We start from the raw sequence: 20,228 nt of genomic DNA on the forward strand, positions 1-20,228 counted from the left end.
TCCCACAAAAACACCACGCCGCCTCTGCTACTTCTTCTTCGGCCTTGGCTTCTCGCCCAGCTTGGGCACGGCGCGCACGGCCTTGACCTTGGGCTTGCTGGTGTCTTCCTCGAACCAGTTGCCCATGTGAATCTTGCCCTTGGCCCCCGCCCCCGGAATGACCTTGATCTTGGGCTTCTTCGGCTTTTTCAGGATCGCGCCGCCCGGCGCGGTCTGCGGCACCCGGTGATCCGGCTCGAAGCCCGGCTCGTCCTCGCGGCGAATGATCTGCCCGATCAGCGTCTCGATCGCTGCCAGCTGATCCACCTCGTCGGCACACACCAGCGACACCGCCTCGCCACTGGCGCCGGCACGGCCGGTGCGACCGATGCGGTGCACATAATCCTCGGCCACGATCGGCAAATCGAGGTTGACCACCCTTGGCAGCTCGCTGATGTCCAGGCCGCGGGCGGCCACGTCGGTGGCCACCAGCACGCGCACCTCACCAGCCTTGAAGCGCTGCAGCGCGCGCAGGCGCGACGGCTGCGGCTTGTCGCCGTGGATCGAGTCGGTGGCGATGCCCTCGGCCAGCAGCAACTGCTCCAGCTCGTCGACACCCTTGCGGGTCTTGCCGAACACCAGCAGCTGGTCCCAGCCACGCTCGCGGTAGAGGTGCAGCAGCAACTCGCTCTTGCGCTTTTTGTCGACCGTCACCAGCCACTGCTTGACGCTCTTGGCCGTGGTATTGCGCGGGCTGACCTCGATGTTCAGCGGGTCGCGCAACAACTCCTTGGCCATCTGCCGGATGGCATCGGAGAAGGTGGCGGAGAACAGCAGGGTCTGGCGCTTGCGCGGCAGTGCGCTGAACAGCTCGTCCAGCTCCCTGGCGAAGCCCAGGTCGAGCATGCGGTCGGCCTCGTCCAGCACCAGTGCCTGCAACTGGTCGAAACGCACGGCGTTTTGCCGGTACAGGTCGAGCAGACGACCAGGGGTGGCCACCAGCAGGTCGATGCCCTTGCGCAGCTTCATCATCTGCGGGTTGATGCTGACCCCGCCATACACCGAGTAGGTGCGCAGCGGCAGGTTCTGCGCGTATTGCTGCACGGCCTGCGCCACCTGCTCGGCCAGCTCGCGGGTCGGCACCAGCACCAGCGCGCGCACCGAGTTGGCCGCCACCTGCGAGCCTTCCATGGTCAGTTTCTGCAGCAGCGGCAGGGCGAAGCCGGCGGTCTTGCCGGTGCCGGTCTGCGCCGCGGCAAGCACGTCGCGGCCCTTGAGCACGGCAGGAATGGCCTGCTTCTGCACCGGCGTGGGCTCGCGGTAGTCTAGTGCCTCAAGAGTGCGCAGGATGGAATCGATCAGGCCAAGGTTGGCGAAGGACATGGCAGAGCAACCGGATAAAGGCAAAGTGCACAGTTTACCCGCCCCAGGCTTATGATGCGTGCATGCAGCTGATCGACACCCACACCCACCTCGACTTCCCCGATTTCGACGCCGACCGCAGTGAGCTGCTGACCCGTAGCCGCCACCTGGGCGTGGAGCGACTGGTGGTGCTCGGCGTCTATCGCGACAACTGGCAGCGCCTGTGGGACTTGTGCCAGCAAGAGGTAGGGCTGTTCGCCGCCTTCGGCCTGCACCCGGTCTATCTCGGCCAGCATCGTCCCGAGCATCTGGCCGAGCTGCGCGACTGGTTACAGCGCCTGGCCGGCGAGGAAAAACTCTGCGCGGTGGGCGAGTTCGGCCTGGACTACTACCTGGAGACGCTGGATCGCGAGCAGCAGCAGGCGCTGTTCGAGGCACAACTGCAGCTGGCCATCGAATCCGAGCTCCCCGCCCTGCTCCATGTGCGCCGCGCCCACGCGGCCACCATCGCCACGCTCAAGCGTTTCAAGCCGCCACGCGGAGGTATTGTTCACGCCTTTGCCGGCAGCTATGAAGAAGCCCGCGAATACATCCGCCTCGGCTTCAGGCTGGGCCTGGGCGGCGCACCGACCTGGCCGCAGGCGTTGCGCCTGCGCAAGGTGATTCCACGCCTGCCGCTGGAAGCCATCGTACTGGAGACCGATTCACCGGACATGGCCCCAGCCATGTACCCGGGCCTGCGCAACAGTCCTGAGCATCTACCGGCCATCTGCAGCGCGCTGGCTGGGCTGCGCGGCATTTCGCCGGAAGAGCTGGCCAGCGCCAGCAGCCGCAACGCCGCCGAGCTGTTCGGCTGGCAGTTGTGAACCTGCCGGAAACGACGAGGCCCGCCGATTGGCGGGCCTCGCAACTTGCAGGCTGAAGATCAGACGCGGAAGGCGCTGATCAGCTCCTTCAGGCGCGACACCTGATCGGACAGCTGGCGGCTGGCCTGCTCGGTCTGCACCGCGCCTTCGGCCGTGCGCTCGCCGGCCTGGTTGATCTCGACGATGTTCATGTCGATGTCATGGGCCACCGCCGTCTGCTGCTCGGCGGCGGCGGCGATCTGCTGGTTCTGGTCGACGATCATGCCTACCGCGCCAAGGATGTTCTCCAGCGCCTGTTGTACCTGAGCCGACTGGCTGACGGTGCTCTCGACCATCTGATGGCTGCCGTTCATGGCGGTCACCGTGGCGTTCACGCCATTCTGCAGGCGACCGATCATCTGCTCGATCTCCTCGGTGGACTGATGGGTGCGCTTGGCCAGGTTGCGCACCTCGTCGGCCACCACGGCAAAACCACGGCCCTGTTCGCCGGCCCGCGCCGCCTCGATGGCCGCATTGAGTGCCAGCAGGTTGGTCTGCCCGGCAATGCCCTTGATCACTTCCAGCACCTGGCTGATCGAGGCGCTGTCGGCGGCCAGTTGGTTGATCACGTTCACCGACTGGTCGATTTCGCTGGCCAGGCGCTGGATGCTGCCAACCTGCGAGCCCACCAGTTCACGGCCACTGACGGTTTCCTGATTGACGCTCTGCGCACTGTCCACGGCAGCAGCGGCGCTACGGGCTACTTCCTGGGCGGTGGCGGACATTTCATTCATCGCCGTGGCTACTTGCTCGATCTGCCCGCGTTGGGCGCTGACCGCCTGGCTGCTCTGCCCGGACACCAGCTCCACGCTGTCGGCCTGGCGTTCCACTTCGATGACCGTCTTGCCGACCAGGTCGATCAGATCGCGAATCTTCGCCACCGTGCCGTTGAACACCTGGCCCAGCTCGCCCAGTTCGTCCTGGCTACGCACATTGACGCTCACTGTCATGTCGCCGGCCGCCACCTGGTTCAGGGTCTTGCCGAAGCCCTTGAGGGTTGCGCGGGTAGAGACGTAAAAGCCGCCGTACAGGTAGCCGATCAACAGGAACACCAGGAGCAGGGCAGCCACCAGAAGTACCATCTGCAGACGCTTCTGTTCCAGACGCTGACTCAGATCCTGCTCGAGAAAGCGCAGGATCCCGTCATTCAGTGCATAGGTCTTGTCGATGGCCTGGGTAAAGCCGTCATAGAAGCCGCGCCAGGGAGCATCCAGGCTGTCGGACATGAGCAGCTGCTCTTCCAGCACCACACTGCTCTCGGTCAGGCTGCTGCGACTGGTTTCAGCCAGTAGCCCCAGGCTGCTCTGCGCCTTGGGGCTACCCTGCAGCGCACTCTGCAACTTGAAACCGTACTCGGCATGCAGCTTTTCCATGTTCAGCATCATGTCGTCGAGCTTGGTGCTGTCGGCAGAGCCGAGAATGCCTTGTCCGAGCGTGTATGAACCGAGCGCACGTCCCTCGCTGAGCACCTTGGTCACGGGCAGGGTGACATTGGTCATCAGCTCGGCCATCTGGCGCACGGTCAGCTCGCTGTCCTGGCTGAGGCCGGACTGGCTGGCGACAAACTTGATGAATACCTCGGCATTGTCCAGCGCCTTGACCACCAGACCAGCCTTGCTGCGCAGGGAGCTCTCCGCCTGTACGGCGGCCAGGGCCGTCTTGATCGAGTCGCGCTGGTTGTTGAATTCCTCGACCTGCTGGGCATCGTTGCTGGTTGCTTCCAGCCCTTCCAGGGTCGCGGCTACGCTCTTTTCCAGCTCGACAATCTGCGCGCCAAGCTGCTCGGCCTGGCCAGACTGCCCAAGCACGGCATTGATCTGATAGAGATCGTTGAGCTGCTCCAGCTGCTGACGCAGCTTCATGCTGGTGCCCAGCACGCCGAGGCTTTCCAGCTCGGTGCGGGTATCGACGAAGGCGTCATAGGACTCCTTCACCAAGTAATAATTGGTGACCAGCATGGGCAGGAAGAACAGCACACTGATCAGGCTGAACTTCATGCCGAAGCTCAGGCGGTTCATCAGCGCGATGGCAGGGTACAACACGCTATTCACTAGACGTCTCCTGTTGCCATTATTGTTTTATGCCAGCCGGGAGCAGGCTGATCTATTGAACGGCAAGGTAGCGGTATTCTGGAATCCAGCGGAAGTGGCCATTGGCCAGACAACATCCCCCGGACGGCCATGTATACCGGATATCGACCTCAACCTCTGTAACTTAAGGTAAAGAATGCGCGCGCCATTTCGCTTCGGCATTGACCTGGGTGGGACCAAGACTGAAATCATCGCACTGGAAGGAGCCGATGAGCGGTTACGCGAGCGCCTGCCCACGCCCCAAGGCGACTATCGGGCCACGCTGGAAACCATAGCCCGCCTGGTACGCGACGCCGAGCAACAGCTGGGAGGTACCGGCAGCGTTGGCGTGGGCATCCCTGGCACACGCTCGCCCGACCACGGGCGCATCAAGAACGCCAACTCCACCTGCCTGATCGGCGAGGATCTGCAGGGTGATCTGGAAAACCTGCTGCAGCGCCCGGTGCGCCTGGCCAATGACGCCGACTGCTTCACCCTGTCCGAGGCCAGCGACGGCGCCGGTGCCGGCGCCAGCAGCGTGTTCGGCGTGATCCTTGGCACAGGCGTCGGTGGCGGTATCGTCATCAATGGACAACTGCTCAGCGGCCCCAACGCCGTGGCCGGCGAATGGGGGCACAATCCCCTGCCCTGGCGCACCGCGGCAGACGGTTCGCCGCGCCGCTGCTACTGCGGCCTGGAAGACTGCATCGAAACCTTCCTCAGCGGCCCCGGCTGGGCCGCACGCAGCAACCTGGGCGTGAATGCCACGCAACTGGCCGAGGCTGCCTCGCGCGATGAGCCCAGTGCCAGCCAGGCTATGCAGCGTTACTGCGAGCAGCTAGCCCGCAGCCTGGCGTCGGTGATCAACTTGCTCGATCCGCAGGTAATCGTGCTGGGCGGCGGCCTTTCCAACATCCCGCAGCTGTATCAGCAGGTGCCACCTCTGCTCGTGCGCCACGTGTTCTCGGATCGGGTCAACACGCGCCTGGTACAGGCCCGTCATGGCGACTCCAGCGGCGTGCGCGGCGCAGCCTGGCTGTGGCCGGAGCACACCTATGGGTAAGCGCTGTCCTTACAGCAGAAGAATCCACACGGCGAATGCCGCATACCAGAGCACAGCCGCGCGAATCAGCAACTGCCAGAGCTCGTCCAGGGTACTCACCCCCGACTCGCCCGGTTGCGGCTCGGGCAACTCGCTGGCCGCCCGCCCCGCGTTGGCGACCAGCTGGGCGGCGGAAATATCCCACGCCAACAGATCATGCAGCACCATCCGGCTGACGGCGGCGAAGTTACCCACCAGGGCGAAACTGGCCGCCAGTACCCTTACCGGCAGCCAGTCCATGGCGTGGCGTAGCTGCGCAGCGCGTTCTGCCACACCGGGCTGGGCGGCATGCTCGGCGCACAGGGCAAACAGGCGGTAGGTCAAGGCCGGCAGAGGGCCGAGCAGCGCATACCAGAAGATCACCGCAAAGAAGCCCTGATAGGCCTGCCACAGCTGGTAGTCCTGCACCCGCTGCAACAGCTCGGCCTCGCCATCAGCCTCCAGCCCCAGGTCGCGCTCGGCCACATGCAATGCAGCTTGATCGTCACCACGGCGCCAGGCATCGCGGAACGGCCCCAGGGCCACCAGCACATCGCCCCGCCCCAGGCTGTAGACCAGTACCAGCAGGTGCACCGGCAGCAGCAACAGGCCATAAGCCAGAGGCTTGAGCACCAACAACAGCAGACCAAGCAGCCCCACCGGTAACAACACCGCCAGTAGCAGCGCGGGCCAGGGAGCCTGCCGCTCACAACGAGTCAACCACTGCAGCCAGGCGCCATCACGCTGAATACGCTGCCGACCGGCGGAGAATTTCTCCACCCACAGCACCAACAGCAGTACCAGAAAATTCATGTCCCACTCTCCTCACACTGCAGCCCCGCACGCAGACGCGGCCAATCGAAACAGGGGCCGGGGTCGGTCTTGCGCCCCGGTGCAATATCGCTATGGCCGCAGATGCGCTCGACACTCATCTGAGGATAGGTGCGCAACAGCTGCCGCGTCAGCTCGACCAAAGCCTGGTACTGAGCATCCGTGAAAGGCAGATCATCTGTGCCCTCCAACTCGATGCCGATGGAGAAATCGTTGCAGTTCTCCCGCCCGGCAAAAGAGGACACCCCGGCATGCCAGGCCCGCTCGGCACACGAGACGAACTGAGTCACCCCGCCATCGCGCTCGATCAGGAAATGCGCCGACACCGTCAGCTGGGCGATACCCGCGAAATAGGGATGCTCGTCTGCCGGCAGACAGTTCTGGAAAAACTGCTGCACCCTGCCCGTGCCGAACTGCCCCGGCGGCAGGCTGATGTTGTGGATGACCAGCAGGGAGATTTCGCCCAGAGGCCGGGCATTACAGTTGGGCGACGGGCAGTGCCGCACGCCGTCACACCAACCACTGTCGGGATCCAGCTGCATAAAGGCTCCTAAAAGACTGGTGCCACTCTAGCAGCACGCCAGACCGAAACGAAAACGCCCGGCATGAACCGGGCGCTTCGCATCAAATAGGATCAGGTGCCTTTGAGCTTGCGTAGATTGCCGATCACCGACTCCAGCGCCCGGTCGAACAACAACGCATCATCCAGCAGACGAATGGCACCGCGGCGGAACTCCACGGCCAGCCCCATGCGTGTCTTCTCCATGACCTTCATGCCGGTACGGTTGACGAAGATGAACTTGCCCGTGGGCTTGATGATGGCCGCCAGCTTGCCGCGCAGCTTGTGCTCCTCGTCCTCCTGGATCTCCACCCAGCTGCCAACGCGAAGACTGTCGACATGCTGCAGCGCCTCGTCGTCATCCGGGAGGCTAACCTCGGGCTCCTGCGTACGAGACTCGCCCGGCGCCAGCAGGACGATTTCCTCGACCACCTCGACCATGGCCGGCGGCTCAGCGGGCGCATCCAGCTCGACCGGTGGAAGCTCGAGTAAGGGGCCAGCCCCCAGATCCACCAGATTGTCGTCGCTACCCTGTTCGACAGGCTCCGGCTCGGCCATCTCACGCTTGAAACGCTGGAAGGCCTGCACATGCACAGCTTCCAGCTTGCTGAAGAATTCGCTGGTGACAAAGGGGTCGATCGCCGCACTGGCCAGCCCCTCGCGAAGGGACTTGAGCAGGCTCGGCACCAGTTCCAGCAGACGCAGGCGATCCTCCGCCGACTCATGCACCTCGACGCTCCACACCAGATCATCCATGACCGTCAGCGCGGCTTGCCACTCAGCGGACTCAGGGCCGTGCTTCAGGCTGGTCAGTTGCAGCACTTTGCTCCAGCCCTCCTGCAACAGACGCACCACCACCTCCGGCAGGGTGCGCCCCAGCAAGCGCTCGTTCAACGCCTGCTCGACCTGCTGGCGAGCCATCTCCGCCTTGGCTCGGCCTTCCTCAGCATCGCGCGTACGCTGTTCCAGCAGCTCGCTGCGGCGCTTTTCATCACCAGTGAAGGCAATAAACTCGGCGAGCACATCGGAGAAAATAGCCGGGTCATCGGTGAAGTCATTAAGCAGCCGCTGCACCACCTGTTCGATGCGCTGATACAAGGCGTCACGCTGCTCGTCGCCCTGGGCACTCCAGCCGAGCGCCGCCGAGGCAATTTCGTTAAGCAGGCGCCGTGCCGGATGGCTGCCACGACTGAAGAAGGTCTTGTCCAGTACCGCGACCTTGAGCATGGGAATCTGCAAACGGCCAATCAGCGCCTTGAGCGAGTCCGGCAAGGTGCGATCGTCGAGGATAAACTCGAACAGCATAGCAACCAGGTTGATGACATCCTCATCAACTTCGCCCACTACACGCGCCTTGCCGCTCTTGGCACTGGCTCGCGCCAGCAGATTTTCCAGCTGGTTGCGCAGATCAAAATCATCGACTACCTGGCTGGCTGGCAGCCGCTGTTGCATATGCGAGAGCAGGCGCATCAGATCATTGCTGGAGATCGGCAAAGCCCCGACCGGCACCTCCCGACGCGGCAACACGGCAGTGCCGCGCACCTGCGACAACAGCTCCTGCAGCGCACCGAATACCTCCTGCACGCCTTCGTCGGCATAGCCACCGGCCTCGCCAGCGGTCGCTGCAGATACGGCAGCCTCGTGCGCTTCGCGGCTCGCCGCAGCAGAGCGCCCAGGCTGGCGCCTTACAGGTAGCGCGGATTTGAGCTCCGGCAGCACACCAGCCTCGACCAACTGCTGATTGGCCGCGGCGTAGAGTTCGCCCAGGTCGGTAAACACGTATTTTTCAAAGAGCTTAAGGATGATCAGCTTGATGCGAATCTCCACACCCAGCCCTTCGCACGCCTCGAGGAACTGCTCGCAGAGCATGCGCGGCCCGAGTGGATTGCTCTTGTCCTCTAGCTTTTTGCTGATCACCGCATTCAGGCGCGTGGTCAGATGACCGAGAGACAAACCATCGCGACTGACCACCCTGGCAACCATGGCATCCAAGGCAACGCTCTCCTCCAGCGTGTCGTTGTGAACCAGGCTGAGGGAGTCGGAAGAAATCGTATCGAGCACGGGCGCCTTGCCGATCTCGTACTGATTCAGGGTGGAGAAACTTTCGAAGACTTTCTGCAGAAAACCGCGCTCGATGCTCTTGCGCTTCAGACGCAGATCACGCATCGCTTCGAAGAAGGCATTCTGCTCGGTATTACTCGCCGCACGATCCGCCATCTCGAAGAGGGTATCGTCCGCATTGTCGAACAGGGCCTGCATGGCCTGCTTGAGCTGCTGGGCAGCCTTGTCGCGCACCTGGATGAGGGCCACGGGAAGCCTTCCTGCCGGCGAAGTTGGCGAATGCTCGGGGGCGACCTTGTTCAGGTGCACCACGTTCGCGTCGGTCTTCATTACGAGTCTCTCCCTCAGGCTGCCCGCTGTGGGGACAGACCTGCAAAACGATCAGCTGGGCGTTATCCGTAACGTCAAAGGCATGGCGTCAAAGTTTATGGACAACCTTATTATAGGGGGAGGCGAATGATGACCAACCATCCTCTATCACAGACATGACCCAGGTCACAGAGCCAGCAGACAGGGGCTACGAACGGTCATCCAAAGCCGACCAGATCACCATAGGCCCCCGACAGAAAGACGCAAGGCCACTCCACAGCCCCTTATCAGTCCCTATAATCGCGCCACCAGAATGCGGAGGCCGCCATGCCCAACCTGACCCTCGCCGACCTCGGCGCCGAAATCGAAGCCAATGTAAGCGCCGCGCTGCGCGAGGACATCGGCAGCGGCGACATCACCGCCCAACTGATACCCGCCGAGCGCCTGGCTCATGCGACCGTGATCACCCGCGAAAGTGCCATCATCTGCGGCACCGCCTGGGTCGACGCCGTATTCCGCCAACTCGACCCACGCGTCAGCGTGCACTGGCATGTACGCGATGGCGATCGCGTCAGCGGCGACCAAAAGCTCTTTGAACTTCAGGGCCCCGCCCGCGCCCTGCTCAGCGGCGAACGCGCCGCGCTGAACTTCCTGCAGACCCTCTCCGCCGTCGCCACCCGCTGCCGCCACTTCGCCGACCTGGTAGAAGGCACCGGCGTGAAACTGCTCGACACTCGCAAAACCCTTCCAGGCCTGCGCATGGCGCAGAAGTACGCCGTCACCCAGGGCGGCTGCCACAACCACCGCATCGGTCTCTACGATGCATTCCTTATTAAAGAGAACCACATCGCCGCTTGCGGTGGCATCGCACAGGCCATCGCCACCGCCCACAACATCGCTCCAGGCAAGCCGGTGGAAGTGGAAGTAGAAAACTTGGAGGAGCTTAAGGAAGCACTGGAGGCTGGCGCCGATATAGTCATGCTCGACGAACTCAGCCTGGAAGATATGCGAACCGCAGTCACCATAAACGCTGGCCACGCGAAGCTGGAGGCCTCTGGAGGCATCAATGAAGCCACTCTGCACACCATCGCCGAAACCGGCGTGGACTACATATCTATTGGCAGCCTAACCAAAGACGTCAAGGCCATCGACCTGTCGATGCGACTGAGCCTCTAAAAGTGGCCCAAACCCAAAAAACAAAGCCCCGCATCTAGCGGGGTTTTGTTTTATACGAGAGACAGGAGTCGAATCGACTCTATACATTCCTAAAAATAGAAAACGCCCCGAGCTTAATCGGGGCGCCCCAAGGAAATGAAAGAGCTTACTGCGTTACAACAAAGCAGATGCAACCCCTACACAACCCCCAACTCTTGCAATACCAGCAACCTTAAATTAACGGCAGCCAGACGGAATATGGTTAGCACTGGTCAGACCGGTGCAGGTCCAGCGAGTGATTTGCCCCGCATTTGCAGTCGGAGTAATAACCATGGTCTGGCCACTCAAAGCACCAGAGCTATAAGCCACCGAAATAGCGCTAGTTGTCGCATTAACGGTCACGCCATTGGCAGCAAAGTACTTACCAGCCAACGCACCCGCCGCAGTTGTAATAGCAGCAGTCGGAACGAGAGTATTATTCTCAGAGTAGTTTACAGCGATGTCTGTTTGCAGGCCCGCGGTGGCCTTCAGGGCCTCGGTCGCCTGAGCGCGAGCAGTGTAATCCTGGTACGCAGGCATGGCGATAGCAGCCAAAATGCCAATGATAGCAACCACGATCATCAGTTCGATAAGGGTGAAACCTTTTTGAGCTTTCATCAGCTTTTCTCCAAGCATGAGTTAAAGGTCCAGACGACCTGAGCAAGAGAAAGCACATCCCGTGCCAACGCTCCAAATCCAGAAATACTGGATAAATCCCGCCCAAAGCTCGCACGCGCGCGCAATCTGCCGACAAAAAGTGACAATAAAGGTCACCACCAGCACCGTTATTTGGCAGCCCCTCGTCTCTGAGTTATATAAGGCGGGAACTCACAAGCAGATTTCCGCCCCATGAACGACATCCCTTTGACCGGTCTGGCCAAGCAACTGGTAATGGCACAACTGTTGGATGAAAGCACTGCACAGCAGGCGCACCAGCAGGCCCTTCGCAACAAAACCTCGCTGACCACCTACCTAGTTCAGAACAAACTGGTCAAAAGCCGTGACCTGGCCACCCTGACCTCTGACCAGTTCGGCATTGCCGTCTACGACCTGTCCAGTATTGACAGGGAAGCCCAGCCCCGTGACTTGGTTAGCGAAAAGCTGGTACGCCAACACCGAGCGCTTCCGCTTTATAGACGCGGCAACAAGCTCTATGTAGCAATCTCTGACCCCAGTAATTTGCAGGCAATCACGGACATTCAGTTCAGCACCGGCCTCAATACCGAAGCCATTCTGGTCGAGGATGACAAGCTGGGCGACGCCATCGAAAAATTCTTCGAGTCCGCCAACAGCGGCCTTGAGGACCTCGGTGATGTCGATCTAGACAGCGTCGATATCGAAGCAGTAGACGACGACAAAGCCGAAAGCGCCAACGGCAATGATGCCGACGATGCACCAGTAGTACGCTTCGTCAATAAAATGCTGCTGGATGCGATAAAAGGCGGCTCTTCAGACTTGCATTTCGAGCCCTATGAGCGTGCCTACCGCGTACGTTTTCGTACCGACGGCATTCTGCATGAGGTGGCCCGCCCCCCGATCCAGCTGGCACCGCGCATATCTGCCCGCCTCAAGGTTATGGCCAGCCTGGATATTTCCGAGCGGCGCAAACCGCAGGATGGCCGGATCAAGATGAAGATTTCCAAGACCAAGGCTATCGACTTCCGCGTCAACACCCTGCCCACACTCTGGGGCGAGAAAATCGTGATGCGGATTCTCGACCCCACCAGCGCGCAGATGGGCATCGATGCCCTTGGTTACGAGGACAATCAGAAAGAGCTATACATGAATGCCCTCAAACAGCCGCAGGGCATGATTCTGGTCACCGGCCCTACCGGCTCAGGCAAGACCGTATCGCTCTATACAGGCCTGAATATTCTCAACACCGTCGACGTGAATATTTCCACCGCCGAAGACCCGGTGGAAATCAACCTGGAAGGTATCAACCAGGTCAACGTCAACCCCAAGCAAGGCATGGACTTCTCTCAGGCGCTGCGCGCCTTCCTGCGCCAGGATCCGGACATCATCATGGTCGGCGAGATCCGCGACCTGGAAACTGCCGAGATTGCCATCAAAGCCGCCCAGACTGGCCACATGGTGATGTCCACCCTGCATACCAACAGCGCTGCAGAAACTCTCACGCGCTTACGCAATATGGGCGTGCCGGCATTCAACATCGCCACCTCGGTCAACCTGATCATTGCCCAGCGCCTCGCGCGCAAACTGTGCGGCAGCTGCAAGAAGCCGGTCGAAGTGCCTCACGACGTGCTTCTCAAGGAAGGTTTCCCCGCCGACGCACTGGGCACCTTCAAACTTTACGGCCCGGTTGGTTGCGAAAATTGCAAGGGCGGCTACAAAGGCCGGGTTGGTATTTATGAAGTGGTTAAAATCACGTCAGCCCTGCAACGCATTATCATGGAGGAAGGCAACTCCATTGAAATCGCCGAGCAGGCACGCAAAGACGGCTTCAATGATTTGCGCAACTCAGGCCTATTCAAGGCAATGCAGGGCATCACAAGCCTCGAAGAAATCAACCGCGTGACCAAGGACTAAGCCAGCATGGCGGAAAAAGCTCTCAAAACCAGCATTTTCAGCTGGGAAGGTACCGACAAGAAGGGCGCCAAAGTCAAAGGCGAACTGGGCGGGCAAAGCACTGCTTTGGTTAAGGCACAACTGCGCAAACAGGGCATCAACCCGATCAAGGTGCGAAAAAAGTCCGCCTCACTGTTTGGCGGTAGCGGCAAAAAAATCAAACCGATGGACATTGCCATTTTCACCAGGCAGATGGCCACGATGATGAAAGCCGGCGTTCCGCTGCTTAACTCCTTCGACATCATCGGAGAAGGCATGGACAATGCCAATATGCGCAAGCTGGTCGATGATGTAAAACAGGACGTTGCAGCTGGTAATAGTTTTGCCTCCTCGCTGCGCAAGCGACCGCTCTATTTCGATGACCTCTACTGCAATCTGGTCGATGCCGGTGAGCAATCCGGCGCACTCGAAACTCTTCTGGACCGGGTAGCCACCTACAAAGAAAAAACCGAGGCACTCAAGGCCAAAATCAAGAAGGCCATGAACTACCCGATCGCCGTTATCGTGGTAGCCGTCATCGTTTCGGCCATTCTGCTGATCAAGGTCGTACCACAATTCGAGTCTGTATTTTCTAGCTTCGGCGCAGAACTGCCCGCCTTCACTCTAATGGTGCTTGGTCTGTCGCAAGTCATGCAAAAATGGTGGTTGGCCGTACTGGCTGCTTTAATCGCTGCAGCCTTTTCTTTCAAAGAAGCTAACAAGCGCTCGGAGAAGTTCCGCAACTGGTTGGATCGCACACTGCTCAAAGTGCCACTGGTTGGCGACATCATCTACAAGTCGTCGGTAGCGCGCTATGCACGCACCCTGGCTACCACTTTTGCTGCGGGCGTACCACTGGTAGAAGCCTTGGACTCGGTAGCCGGCGCCACTGGTAACGTGGTCTTTAGAACCGCCGTGAACAAGATCAAACAAGATGTCTCCACCGGTATGCAACTGAACTTCTCCATGCGTACTACCGGTGTATTCCCCAGCATGGCCCTGCAGATGACCGCCATCGGCGAAGAGTCCGGTGCACTGGATGACATGCTCGATAAAGTCGCCAGCTTTTACGAGGCTGAAGTCGACAACACAGTCGACAGTCTGACCAGCCTGATGGAACCGATGATCATGTCGGTGCTAGGCGTGCTCGTTGGCGGCCTCGTTATTGCCATGTATCTACCAATATTCCAGCTGGGCGCCGTCGTCTAACCATGCAGTTGATCGACTTTCTGGCCGGCAACTTGCCGGCCTTTGTTTTGTTATCACTCCTGCTCGGCCTCTTGCTCGGCAGCTTCCTCAACGTTGTCATCTATCGCCTGCCAGTAATGATGCAGCGCGACTGGCGTCAGCAAGCGCGGGAGATTCTTGAACTACCGGAAGAGCCCAAACAGGGCACATTCAATATCATCCTGCCCAACTCCTGCTGCCCGCACTGCCAGCACCAGATCAAACCCTGGGAAAACATCCCGGTCGTCAGCTATCTGTTTCTGCGTGGCAAATGCTCCAGTTGCAAAGCGCCGATCAGCCTGCGCTATCCGCTGATCGAGCTAGCCTGCGGCCTGGTCTCCGGCTATATCGCCTACCACTTCGGTTTTGGCTGGCAGGCGGCGGGCATGCTGGTGCTGACCTGGGGCCTGCTGGCGATGAGCATGATCGACTGCGATCACCAGCTGCTGCCGGACTCTCTCGTGCTGCCGCTGCTATGGCTAGGGTTGATCGCCAACCACTTCGGGCTGTTTACCAGCCTGGAAGATGCCCTGTGGGGCGCCATCGCCGGCTATCTGAGCCTGTGGTCGGTGTATTGGCTGTTCAAGTTGGTGACCGGCAAAGAAGGCATGGGTTACGGCGACTTCAAGCTGCTGGCCATGCTCGGTGCCTGGGGTGGCTGGCAGGTGTTGCCGCTGACCATTCTGCTGTCTTCGCTGGTTGGCGCCGTGCTGGGCGTGATCATGCTGCGCCTGCGCAACCAGGAAACCAGCACACCCATCCCCTTCGGCCCTTACCTGGCCATTGCGGGCTGGATCGCATTGCTCTGGGGTGATCAAATAACCGGGACCTATCTGCAGTTCGCCGGTTTTAGATGAGCAAACCCTGGATTCTCGGCCTCACCGGAGGCATCGGCAGCGGCAAAAGTGCCGCTGCCCAGCACTTTATCGACCTTGGCGTGCACCTGGTAGACGCCGACCACGCGGCCCGCTGGGTGGTCGAGCCGGGGCGCCCGGCCTTGGCGCAGATTGCCGAACGCTTCGGCGAGCAGGTGCTACAGGCTGACGGCAGCCTGAATCGCGCAGCACTACGCCAACTGGTATTTCAGGACGCAGAGCAACGCCGCTGGCTGGAAAGCCTGCTGCATCCGCTGATCTTCCAGGAGATAAACCAGTATCTGGCCCGCGCCGAATCACCCTACGCAATCCTGGTTTCACCCCTGCTGGTCGAGTCTGGCCAGCACAGGATGACCCAGCGCGTGCTGGTAGTGGATGCCCCCGAACACCTGCAACTCTCACGCAGCATGAGCCGCGACGGCGCCAGCGAGGAGCAGATCCGCGCCATCCTCAAGGCCCAGAGCGATCGTGAGGAGCGCCTGAGCCACGCTCACGACGTCTTGGTCAATGATCGGGATATTGCCTGGCTACAGCAGGAAGTCGAACGCCTGCACCACTTCTACCTGACCCTGCACGGAGGCCAAGCATGAGCACCACCGTCGATTGCCCTACCTGTGGCGCTCCCGTTGAATGGGGCCCACAAAGCCCCAACCGCCCCTTCTGCAGCGAACGCTGCAAGCTGATCGACCTGGGCGCCTGGGCCTCCGAAGCCCATGCCATTCCCGGCGACTCGCTGGAAGACTCGCCCTTCTCGGAAGACCTGCCGCCGCGAGGGCATTGACTACGCAAGAATGGTGATCGACTGGGTCGAGCGACGCAGCCCCGAAGCCCAGAGCGATTCAGCCAATACGCAGGGTTGAAGCCCCCCATATGAGCTTTTGTGGGAGCGGCTTTAGCCGCGATGCAAGCAGCACAAAAGCCTCGCGGCTAAAGCCGCTCCCACAGAAGCAGGGCACTGCGGGCTACGCGCTACGCCCGCTACGGCCGCATAAAGGCGTAGTCACGCTCCGGGTCCAGGTTATCCGCAAGAAACTGCAGCTCCTGGGCAAGATCAGCCACCTCTCGCTCCAGCCGGTTCATTTCCACCGCCTCGCTGAGCAACGCTCGCAGACTGAGCAGGGGATCGAACCCACGCTCTAGCGCCCGCTCCAGGCAGGCCTCCAACTCCTGTCGCGCCCACTGATGCACACTCATCACCTCGCCCTCCTGAGTTTTCTCCAGCATGGGCGCTGCAGGCAGCAGGTTATTGATTCAGATCAGCATCCATCACGGGATAAAGGATATTTATGGCCGCCGATCCGTATCGCTGTCCTTCCACGGCGCCGAGAGATAGCGCGTGCGATTGAAGGTTTCCAGCCAGTCTGGATAGAACACCACCAGGCCGGTCACCAGCATTCCATTGATAAAGGCTTCAGGAAACATCACCAGCCACAGGTAACCAACAAAGTCTTCCAGCCAGGGCGGCATGACATACAGGCCGTCGTGCCAGAGCAACACCAGGCCACCCAGCAGACAGGCTAGCGCCGTCAGCGCCGCGGGAAAGAAGCCACAGCAGAAGATGTAGACGAACAGATTACGTGGCTGACGACGCTCCACCTGGATGGCGCAGAACTCGGCAATAGCCACCGGCAGCGCGACCAGCAGCAGGCCATTAATGCCCAGGGCGGCCAGATCAAGACGCCCTAGCGCCAGTAATCCAAGCTGCGCAGCAAAACCACCCAGCAAGGCCAACGGCCAGTCCAGCAACAACGTCACGACGGTCATGCCGATAAAGTGAAAGGAAAGCCCCGACGCAAAGTCGCGACGCACCAACCACAGCAGAAACAGCGCCAACACGGTGCCAAACAGCAGATGCTGACGCCGCTGGTCACTGCACAGCTCAACCCAGGGCGTGTGCCATACAGCCCACAGCAGCACCGAAACATAGGCCACCCAGCCGAGCCATAAAGTGGCGGGCTGCAACAACTCGGCGGCGATCATACTTGCGCCTCCCGGGTAGAAAACACACGAATATCGCTGCGAAGCCCCCAGCACGACTGCGCCTGCCAAAAGGCCAGTGCCTCGGGCGCATCATCCAGTACGAATACATGCGACTTCACCACCCCCAGCTCCGCCAGCCTGCGCAAGGCTTCACCCACAAGCGCCCGCGCCAGACCACGACCACGCCAAGGCACATCGACCACCAGGTGCTGGAGGTAGCCTCGCCGCCCGTCATGCCCAACCAATAGGCAGGCCACTGGAACACCCTCGGCCTCGACCAGCAGACTCAGCCCAGGATTACGCGCCAAATATCGACAGAACGGTGCGTACTCATCGTCACTGCGCAGCTGAATGCCTGGCGTGCGCCGCCACAGGGCGTACAAGACCGTGTGATCGTCAGGCGTGATGGCGCGAATCTGCATGATGGCTCCTCGGCTGGCTGGCGCAGTTTACATCGCCCGATCCATGACGGCTTTACGCTATGCTGCGGCCATGGATGACTCCGACTACCTGCGCCTGCTGACTCGCCAGGCAGAACAGGCCAACGACTTTCTCTCCAACGCGCGCAAGTGGGAACGCGAGCGCTGGGTATGCCAACGCCTGCTGACCGCACTCAACCTGCGCCATCGGCAGGAGGAGTTCAGTGCCGGCCAGGAGCCGCCCGATGTACTGTTCCGCGACGCCAACTTTGAGGTGTTCTTCGTCCTCGACAAAGGCCGTCGACTCAACGACGAATGGAAGGAAGAGCTGCAGCGTCGACGCAGTGCCCTGTCTCTCAGTCAGCTACTGCGCCGCGAGGCGCGCCCAAAGCGCATCCCGGTAGCAGAGTTGCAGGCACGGCTGGGCCCAACCCTGCGCAAGAAGGCACACAACTACAGCGAGCGCGGCCTCGACCCCGGCGAATTGGACCTGCTGGCCTACGTCAGCCTCAAGCGCGAAGTGCCCGACCTCAACAGCCCCTTCCCACCGCCCGGCGAATACCTGCGCCAAGGCTGGCGCTCGCTGTCACTGGTCGGCCCCAACTATGCGCGGGTTCTGTTCGCCCATCGCGATGCACCGGACTTCCTGCGCCACAATCTGGGCCGCACCGTACTCTTCGATGTTGGAATCAGCCTGTGAAAACCTTGCCGGAATTGCTTGCCGAAGTGCCGCAGACAGGACACGTGCGCTGGATAGGCGTGCGCCCGGAGTCCCGCGGACACATGCTCGAGCTGGACGCCGTCGAAGCCCGCCGCGAAGCAGGACTGACCGGCGACCATGCCCGCCCCGGCCCACGCAACGCACGCCAGGTGACACTGATCCAGTGGGAGCACCTGGCCGTCGCCAGCGCCCTGCTCAGTCGCGAGCTATCCCCCGCAGATCTGCGCCGCAATATCGCGGTCGCCGGGATCAATTTGTTCAGCCTCAAGGGCCGGCGTTTTCGCATCGGCCAGGCATTGCTGGAAACCACTGGCTGGTGCCAACCCTGCGCCCGCCTGGAAGAACGGCTCGGCCCTGGCACCTTCCAGGCCATGCGCGGCCACGGCGGTATCACCGCCCGCGTGATCGAGGGCGGGATCATCCGCCTGCTGGATCTCGTGCGCGTTGAGCCGGCATGACCGCCCCGTCTAGAATGGCCGCACTTTAGAGAGGATCGTCATGCCCAGTCGCCTCAGTCCCGAAGATCAGCAACGCGTCGAGCAATACCTGAGCGCTCCGCAGCACCAGGTGGAACGTAAGCCGTTTCGCCCCTGGCGCCTGTTGTTGATGGTGATCGCGGTGACCATCTGCCTAGGCCTCCTCTCCCGCCTGCTCGCCGGACTGGTGCTATGAGCCGCCTCGCGCTCGCCCAGCCGGGCCTACCGATTTCTTTAAGCCTTATGAGATTCCTCAATGAGTCATCGCATCGTGATCGTCGGCGGCGGCGCCGGCGGCCTGGAGCTTGCCACCCGCCTGGGTAGAAGCCTGGGCAAGCGCAAACAGGCCAGCATCGTACTGGTCGACGCCAACCTCACCCACATATGGAAACCGCTGCTACACGAAGTGGCGGCCGGCTCGCTCAACTCATCCGAAGATGAGCTGAACTACGTGGCCCAGGGCAAGTGGAACCACTTCGAATTCCAGCTCGGCCGCATGAGCGGGCTGGATCGAGCGCGCAAAACCATCAAGCTGGCCGCCACCCTCGACGAAGATGGCCACGAGCTGCTACCCGAGCGCGTGCTGGCCTACGACAGCCTGGTCATCGCCGTCGGCAGCACCACCAATGACTTCGGCACCCCCGGCGCGGCAGAGCACTGCATCTTCCTCGATACCCGCGAGCAGGCCGAGCGCTTCCACCGGCAGATGCTCAGCCACTATCTGCGCGCCCATGCCAGCAACAGTGACGATGGCCGCATCAGCGTCGCCATCGTCGGCGCAGGCGCTACCGGCGTTGAACTGGCCGCAGAACTGCACCACGCCGCCCACGAACTGGCGGCCTACGGCCTGGATCGCATCCAGCCGCAGAACATGCGCATCACTCTGATCGAGGCAGGCCCGCGGGTGCTGCCGGCACTGCCAGAGCGCATCAGCGGCCCGGTGCACAAAACCCTGGAAAAACTCGGCGTCACCGTCCTTACCGGCACCGCGGTGAGCCAGGTCACCGCCGAGGCTCTGCTCACAGCCCAGGGCATGGAAGTGCCCGCCAGCCTCAAGGTATGGGCCGCCGGCATTCGCGCGCCAGCGTTCCTCAAGGACCTGGACGGCCTGGAGAGCAACCGCATCAACCAGCTGCTGGTGCGCCCAACCCTGCAGACCACGCTGGACGACAACATTTTCGCCTTTGGCGATTGCGCCGCCTGCCCCCTGGGTGACGGCAGTGAACGTAACGTACCGCCACGCGCCCAGGCCGCGCACCAGCAAGCCTCGCTACTGGCCAAATCGCTCAAGCGCCGCCTCGAAAACCAGCCACTGGACGCCTTCGAATATCGCGACTACGGCTCACTGATCTCACTTTCACGCTTCTCGGCGGTCGGCAACCTGATGGGCAACCTGATGGGCAGCGTCAAGCTGGAGGGCTGGCTGGCGCGGATGTTCTACATCTCGCTCTACCGCATGCACCAGATGGCCCTGTACGGGGTGCTGCGCACCAGCCTGCTGATGCTCGGCGACCGCATCGGTCGCAGCACCGAGCCGCGACTTAAGCTGCATTAAGCCGCCAGCCACCTGCGCATGGTCGACCATGCGCAGGACAGGCCAGAGACAAAAAAC

At 61.3% G+C, this 20,228-nt stretch carries 21 protein-coding genes; 12 read left to right on the forward strand and 9 right to left on the reverse strand.

The window, feature by feature from the left end:
• Nucleotides 1–27 precede the first annotated feature (27 nt).
• A complete protein-coding gene (locus P7A97_RS11445; RefSeq protein WP_277690073.1) occupies nt 28–1,362 on the reverse strand; it encodes a DEAD/DEAH box helicase in 1,335 nt (444 codons plus the stop codon).
• 62 nt (nt 1,363–1,424) lie between these two features.
• Between P7A97_RS11445 and P7A97_RS11450 the strand changes: the two genes are divergently transcribed.
• A complete protein-coding gene (locus P7A97_RS11450) occupies nt 1,425–2,207 on the forward strand; it encodes a TatD family hydrolase (RefSeq protein WP_277690074.1) in 783 nt (260 codons plus the stop codon).
• A gap of 59 nt (nt 2,208–2,266) precedes the next feature.
• On the opposite strand, the gene P7A97_RS11455 is transcribed toward P7A97_RS11450, so the two are convergent.
• Nucleotides 2,267–4,297 carry a methyl-accepting chemotaxis protein gene (locus P7A97_RS11455; RefSeq protein ID WP_277690075.1) on the reverse strand — a complete coding sequence of 677 codons (2,031 nt, stop codon included), beginning with the start codon at nt 4,295–4,297 and terminating at the stop codon, nt 2,267–2,269.
• Between the two features lie 175 nt (nt 4,298–4,472).
• Here P7A97_RS11455 and P7A97_RS11460 point away from each other — a divergent pair, with 175 nt between their 5' ends.
• Nucleotides 4,473–5,378, forward strand: coding sequence for an ROK family protein (locus P7A97_RS11460; protein ID WP_277690076.1), 906 nt, complete (start codon nt 4,473–4,475; stop codon nt 5,376–5,378).
• 9 nt (nt 5,379–5,387) lie between these two features.
• Here the strand turns inward: P7A97_RS11460 and ampE are convergent, their stop codons facing one another.
• The 3 genes from ampE to P7A97_RS11475 all read right to left on the reverse strand — a co-directional run bounded on the left by ampE (nt 5,388) and on the right by P7A97_RS11475 (nt 9,177).
• The gene (gene ampE / locus P7A97_RS11465; RefSeq protein WP_277690077.1) at nt 5,388–6,209 is read right to left on the reverse strand and encodes a regulatory signaling modulator protein AmpE; all 822 of its coding nucleotides are present in this window, start codon (nt 6,207–6,209) and stop codon (nt 5,388–5,390) included.
• On the reverse strand, nt 6,206–6,769 hold the full coding sequence (gene ampD / locus P7A97_RS11470) for a 1,6-anhydro-N-acetylmuramyl-L-alanine amidase AmpD (RefSeq protein ID WP_277690078.1): 564 nt from the start codon (nt 6,767–6,769) through the stop codon (nt 6,206–6,208). The genes ampE and ampD overlap by 4 nt, the downstream gene beginning before the upstream one ends.
• Nucleotides 6,770–6,861: 92 nt before the next feature.
• Nucleotides 6,862–9,177: a DUF1631 domain-containing protein gene (locus tag P7A97_RS11475; RefSeq protein ID WP_277690079.1), complete on the reverse strand. Its 2,316-nt coding sequence runs from the start codon at nt 9,175–9,177 to the stop codon at nt 6,862–6,864.
• A 306-nt stretch (nt 9,178–9,483) separates the two neighbouring features.
• Here P7A97_RS11475 and nadC point away from each other — a divergent pair, with 306 nt between their 5' ends.
• On the forward strand, nt 9,484–10,332 hold the full coding sequence (gene nadC, locus P7A97_RS11480) for a carboxylating nicotinate-nucleotide diphosphorylase (RefSeq protein WP_277690080.1): 849 nt from the start codon (nt 9,484–9,486) through the stop codon (nt 10,330–10,332).
• A gap of 216 nt (nt 10,333–10,548) precedes the next feature.
• On the opposite strand, the gene P7A97_RS11485 is transcribed toward nadC, so the two are convergent.
• Entirely contained in the window at nt 10,549–10,986 is a 438-nt protein-coding gene (locus P7A97_RS11485; RefSeq protein ID WP_277690081.1) for a pilin, read from the reverse strand.
• Between the two features lie 213 nt (nt 10,987–11,199).
• On the opposite strand from P7A97_RS11485, the gene pilB reads away from it, so the two are divergent.
• The 5 genes from pilB to yacG are packed head-to-tail and all read left to right on the forward strand — an operon-like array spanning nt 11,200 to nt 15,801.
• The gene (gene pilB / locus P7A97_RS11490; RefSeq protein WP_277690082.1) at nt 11,200–12,900 is read left to right on the forward strand and encodes a type IV-A pilus assembly ATPase PilB; all 1,701 of its coding nucleotides are present in this window, start codon (nt 11,200–11,202) and stop codon (nt 12,898–12,900) included.
• A 6-nt stretch (nt 12,901–12,906) separates the two neighbouring features.
• The gene (locus tag P7A97_RS11495) at nt 12,907–14,127 is read left to right on the forward strand and encodes a type II secretion system F family protein (protein WP_277690083.1); all 1,221 of its coding nucleotides are present in this window, start codon (nt 12,907–12,909) and stop codon (nt 14,125–14,127) included.
• 2 nt (nt 14,128–14,129) lie between these two features.
• Nucleotides 14,130–15,002 carry an A24 family peptidase gene (locus P7A97_RS11500; RefSeq protein WP_277690084.1) on the forward strand — a complete coding sequence of 291 codons (873 nt, stop codon included), beginning with the start codon at nt 14,130–14,132 and terminating at the stop codon, nt 15,000–15,002.
• Entirely contained in the window at nt 14,999–15,610 is a 612-nt protein-coding gene (gene coaE / locus P7A97_RS11505) for a dephospho-CoA kinase (protein WP_277690085.1), read from the forward strand. The genes P7A97_RS11500 and coaE overlap by 4 nt, the downstream gene beginning before the upstream one ends.
• Nucleotides 15,607–15,801 (forward strand): DNA gyrase inhibitor YacG, encoded by a 195-nt coding sequence (yacG, locus tag P7A97_RS11510; RefSeq protein WP_277690086.1) that lies wholly within the window; start codon nt 15,607–15,609, stop codon nt 15,799–15,801. The genes coaE and yacG overlap by 4 nt, the downstream gene beginning before the upstream one ends.
• Before the next feature lie 197 nt (nt 15,802–15,998).
• On the opposite strand, the gene P7A97_RS11515 is transcribed toward yacG, so the two are convergent.
• The 3 genes from P7A97_RS11515 to P7A97_RS11525 all read right to left on the reverse strand — a co-directional run bounded on the left by P7A97_RS11515 (nt 15,999) and on the right by P7A97_RS11525 (nt 17,422).
• Nucleotides 15,999–16,214, reverse strand: coding sequence for a hypothetical protein (locus tag P7A97_RS11515; RefSeq protein WP_277690201.1), 216 nt, complete (start codon nt 16,212–16,214; stop codon nt 15,999–16,001).
• Nucleotides 16,215–16,304: 90 nt separating this feature from the next.
• Entirely contained in the window at nt 16,305–17,000 is a 696-nt protein-coding gene (locus P7A97_RS11520; RefSeq protein ID WP_277690087.1) for an energy-coupling factor ABC transporter permease, read from the reverse strand.
• Nucleotides 16,997–17,422, reverse strand: a complete 426-nt coding sequence (locus tag P7A97_RS11525; RefSeq protein ID WP_277690088.1) for a GNAT family N-acetyltransferase — start codon at nt 17,420–17,422, stop codon at nt 16,997–16,999. Before P7A97_RS11525 ends, P7A97_RS11520 begins: the two co-directional genes overlap by 4 nt.
• Nucleotides 17,423–17,492: 70 nt before the next feature.
• Here P7A97_RS11525 and P7A97_RS11530 point away from each other — a divergent pair, with 70 nt between their 5' ends.
• The 4 genes from P7A97_RS11530 to P7A97_RS11545 are packed head-to-tail and all read left to right on the forward strand — an operon-like array spanning nt 17,493 to nt 20,171.
• Nucleotides 17,493–18,119 carry a DUF1780 domain-containing protein gene (locus tag P7A97_RS11530; RefSeq protein WP_277690089.1) on the forward strand — a complete coding sequence of 209 codons (627 nt, stop codon included), beginning with the start codon at nt 17,493–17,495 and terminating at the stop codon, nt 18,117–18,119.
• A complete protein-coding gene (locus P7A97_RS11535) occupies nt 18,116–18,598 on the forward strand; it encodes an MOSC domain-containing protein (RefSeq protein WP_277690090.1) in 483 nt (160 codons plus the stop codon). The genes P7A97_RS11530 and P7A97_RS11535 overlap by 4 nt, the downstream gene beginning before the upstream one ends.
• A 40-nt stretch (nt 18,599–18,638) precedes the next feature.
• Nucleotides 18,639–18,812, forward strand: a complete 174-nt coding sequence (locus P7A97_RS11540; RefSeq protein ID WP_277690091.1) for a DUF3094 domain-containing protein — start codon at nt 18,639–18,641, stop codon at nt 18,810–18,812.
• Nucleotides 18,813–18,872: 60 nt separating this feature from the next.
• Complete coding sequence (locus P7A97_RS11545; RefSeq protein ID WP_277690092.1) at nt 18,873–20,171, forward strand: NAD(P)/FAD-dependent oxidoreductase; 1,299 nt, start codon at nt 18,873–18,875, stop codon at nt 20,169–20,171.
• Nucleotides 20,172–20,228 lie beyond the last annotated feature (57 nt).

Source organism: Pseudomonas sp. GOM6 (assembly GCF_029537485.1).
GTDB lineage: Bacteria > Pseudomonadota > Gammaproteobacteria > Pseudomonadales > Pseudomonadaceae > Aquipseudomonas.

What these genes read in the sequence shown, in the direction of transcription:
- P7A97_RS11460 (WP_277690076.1), top strand. Translation starts at nt 4,473, where the DNA reads ATGCGCGCGCCATTTCGCTTCGGCATTGACCTGGGTGGGACCAAGACT.
- yacG (WP_277690086.1), top strand. Translation starts at nt 15,607, where the DNA reads ATGAGCACCACCGTCGATTGCCCTACCTGTGGCGCTCCCGTTGAATGG.
- P7A97_RS11515 (WP_277690201.1), bottom strand. Translation starts at nt 16,214, where the DNA reads ATGAGTGTGCATCAGTGGGCGCGACAGGAGTTGGAGGCCTGCCTGGAG.
- P7A97_RS11540 (WP_277690091.1), top strand. Translation starts at nt 18,639, where the DNA reads ATGCCCAGTCGCCTCAGTCCCGAAGATCAGCAACGCGTCGAGCAATAC.
- P7A97_RS11545 (WP_277690092.1), top strand. Translation starts at nt 18,873, where the DNA reads ATGAGTCATCGCATCGTGATCGTCGGCGGCGGCGCCGGCGGCCTGGAG.
- P7A97_RS11525 (WP_277690088.1), bottom strand. Translation starts at nt 17,422, where the DNA reads ATGCAGATTCGCGCCATCACGCCTGACGATCACACGGTCTTGTACGCC.
- P7A97_RS11520 (WP_277690087.1), bottom strand. Translation starts at nt 17,000, where the DNA reads ATGATCGCCGCCGAGTTGTTGCAGCCCGCCACTTTATGGCTCGGCTGG.
- P7A97_RS11495 (WP_277690083.1), top strand. Translation starts at nt 12,907, where the DNA reads ATGGCGGAAAAAGCTCTCAAAACCAGCATTTTCAGCTGGGAAGGTACC.
- P7A97_RS11445 (WP_277690073.1), bottom strand. Translation starts at nt 1,362, where the DNA reads ATGTCCTTCGCCAACCTTGGCCTGATCGATTCCATCCTGCGCACTCTT.
- P7A97_RS11500 (WP_277690084.1), top strand. Translation starts at nt 14,130, where the DNA reads ATGCAGTTGATCGACTTTCTGGCCGGCAACTTGCCGGCCTTTGTTTTG.
- pilB (WP_277690082.1), top strand. Translation starts at nt 11,200, where the DNA reads ATGAACGACATCCCTTTGACCGGTCTGGCCAAGCAACTGGTAATGGCA.
- coaE (WP_277690085.1), top strand. Translation starts at nt 14,999, where the DNA reads ATGAGCAAACCCTGGATTCTCGGCCTCACCGGAGGCATCGGCAGCGGC.
- P7A97_RS11485 (WP_277690081.1), bottom strand. Translation starts at nt 10,986, where the DNA reads ATGCTTGGAGAAAAGCTGATGAAAGCTCAAAAAGGTTTCACCCTTATC.
- P7A97_RS11450 (WP_277690074.1), top strand. Translation starts at nt 1,425, where the DNA reads ATGCAGCTGATCGACACCCACACCCACCTCGACTTCCCCGATTTCGAC.
- P7A97_RS11530 (WP_277690089.1), top strand. Translation starts at nt 17,493, where the DNA reads ATGGATGACTCCGACTACCTGCGCCTGCTGACTCGCCAGGCAGAACAG.
- nadC (WP_277690080.1), top strand. Translation starts at nt 9,484, where the DNA reads ATGCCCAACCTGACCCTCGCCGACCTCGGCGCCGAAATCGAAGCCAAT.
- P7A97_RS11475 (WP_277690079.1), bottom strand. Translation starts at nt 9,177, where the DNA reads ATGAAGACCGACGCGAACGTGGTGCACCTGAACAAGGTCGCCCCCGAG.
- ampE (WP_277690077.1), bottom strand. Translation starts at nt 6,209, where the DNA reads ATGAATTTTCTGGTACTGCTGTTGGTGCTGTGGGTGGAGAAATTCTCC.
- ampD (WP_277690078.1), bottom strand. Translation starts at nt 6,769, where the DNA reads ATGCAGCTGGATCCCGACAGTGGTTGGTGTGACGGCGTGCGGCACTGC.